General features: G+C 60.4%; 1 protein-coding gene. It reads left to right on the top strand.

Features of this window, described 5'->3' with window-relative positions:
- Positions 1-2,238: CheR family methyltransferase (locus tag E5W87_RS02900; RefSeq protein ID WP_292393944.1), on the top strand; the 2,238-nt coding region annotated here is incomplete at both ends.

Here is a 2,238-nt window from a genome sequence, read left to right as displayed (position 1 = left end):
GGGTTGCCGAAGGCGGTGGCGAGCACGACACGGCAGACATGGGTCGGCTCCGCGACGAGATATACGGCATTCTGCAGGGCCAATCCGGCCACGATTTCTCCGGCTACAAAACCAAGACATTCCTGCGTCGCGTAAAGCGGCGCATGCAGATCGCACAGCTTCAGTCGATTGCTGACTATGTCGAATGGCTGAAGAAAGACCCTCGCGAGGTGACGGACCTCTTCCGCGATCTTTTGATCAACGTCACCGATTTTTTCCGTGACCCCGACGCTTTCAAGCTGCTTGAGGAGAAGATCGTACCGCAGCTTTTCGAGGGCAAGACTGCCAGCGATGCCGTCAGGATCTGGGTGCCTGGCTGCGCCACCGGCGAGGAGGTGTTCTCCATCGGCATGCTGATGCGCGAACACATGGAGACACTTTCGGTTGTGCCGCGCGTCCAGATATTTGCGACTGATATCGATGAGCCGGCGCTCGCGGTGGCGCGCGCGGCGCGTTACCCGGCGGCATTGCTGCAGGGGCTCTCGCCCGAACGCAAGCAGCGTTTTTTCAGCAGCGACGGCGACAGTTACGTGCTTACCAACGAGGTACGGGAGCTGTGCGTCTTTTCGCCTCACAGCGTCGTTCGCGACCCGCCCTTTTCGCGCATGGACATGGTTTCATGTCGCAACCTCCTGATCTATTTCGGCTCGAACATCCAGAACCGGGTCATTCCGATCTTTCACTACGCGCTGAAGCCGGGCGGTTACCTTTTCCTCGGCACGTCCGAAAGCATCGCTCAGCACGACAACCTCTTCGCCACCGTCGACAAGAAGCAGCGCATTTTTCAGGCGCGGGAACACGCCTCGCCCCATATAACGCTGCGGACGCTGATCGGCGACGCCCGTTCGGGCGCCTTCCTGGCCGGAGGCACGGGGTCCAAAAAGGGAACCGCCAGCTACCCGCTTCGGCAGGCGGTCGAGGCACAGGTGCTGGAGCGTTTCGCGCCGCCGCATGTCCTGGTCAATGGCGATGGCGACGTGGTCTACTATTCGGCCCGGACAGGCAGATATCTCGAAGCGCCGCAGGGCATTCCGAGCCGGCAAGTGCTGACTTTGGCTCGCCGCGGGCTGAGGCTCGACCTGCGTGCGGCCTTGCGGGAAGCGGCCGCAACGCGCCGAACCGTGGTGCGTGAGAACGTCGTCGTCGATGAGGACGACGAACCGGTCCAGTCGATCAAACTCACTGTCGAGCCCATGGCGGAACGTGGCAAGGGCGAACAGCTTTATCTTGTCCTGTTTGAACCGTTCGGGCCAGCACAGGCGCGGTCGGATGTGGGGCGCGAAAACCGTGATATCGAAGGCGCTGCCGATCTCGAGCGGGAGCTGCGCGAGACGCGCGAGCGACTGCAATCGACGATCGAGGAGTACGAAACCGCGCTGGAAGAGGTGAAATCGTCGAACGAGGAACTCGTCTCCGTCAATGAGGAGGCGCAGTCGACCAATGAGGAGCTTGAGGCTTCGAAGGAGGAGATGCAGTCGCTCAACGAGGAGCTCAACACCATCAATTCGGAGCTGACCAGCAAGATAGAGGAACTCGATCGCGCCAACAGCGATTTGCGGAATCTGTTCGAAAGCACGCAGATCGCAACCATTTTCCTCGACCGCAATCTGGTGGTGCGGACCTTTACTCCGGCGGCCTCGTCTTTCTTCAGCCTGCGTCCCTCCGACGTCGGCCGGCCGCTGACCGAGCTTTCGAGCCAGCTCGACTATCCCGAGCTAAAACAGCACATCGATGCCGTGTTCGAAACTGGAGAGACCCTGAACCATCATCTGGCGCGCGACGACCAGGGCCGGTTTCACATGGTTCGCATCAATCCGTATCGCGACAAGGACAACAGAATCCAGGGCGTCGTGGTCACATTGGTCGACGTCACCACCTTGGCCGAGGCGGAAACGCAAAACCAGGTGCTCATTTCGGAGCTGAACCACCGCGTCAAGAACATGCTGGCGGTCGTCGCCAGCATCGCCAACCGCACCCGCGAAAATTCAGAATCGAAGGAAGAGTTCGCCGAAGCGCTGATCGGTCGCTTGCACGCCATGTCGCGGGCTTACGGTCTGCTGTCGAAGGAGCGCTGGAAAGAAGCCTCGATCAGCGAACTGCTGCGGCAGGAACTCGAACCTTTCGGCATTGACCGGTTCGAGCTTGACGGCGTTGAAGAGAAACTTAGCCCGCAACAGGGCCTTTCCCTCAGCATGGCCA

Source organism: Mesorhizobium sp. (genome assembly GCF_004962925.1).
Lineage (GTDB): Bacteria > Pseudomonadota > Alphaproteobacteria > Rhizobiales > Rhizobiaceae > Mesorhizobium.
Note: the sequence above shows the minus strand (reverse complement) of the source record. Positions and strands in the feature narration are given on the sequence as shown.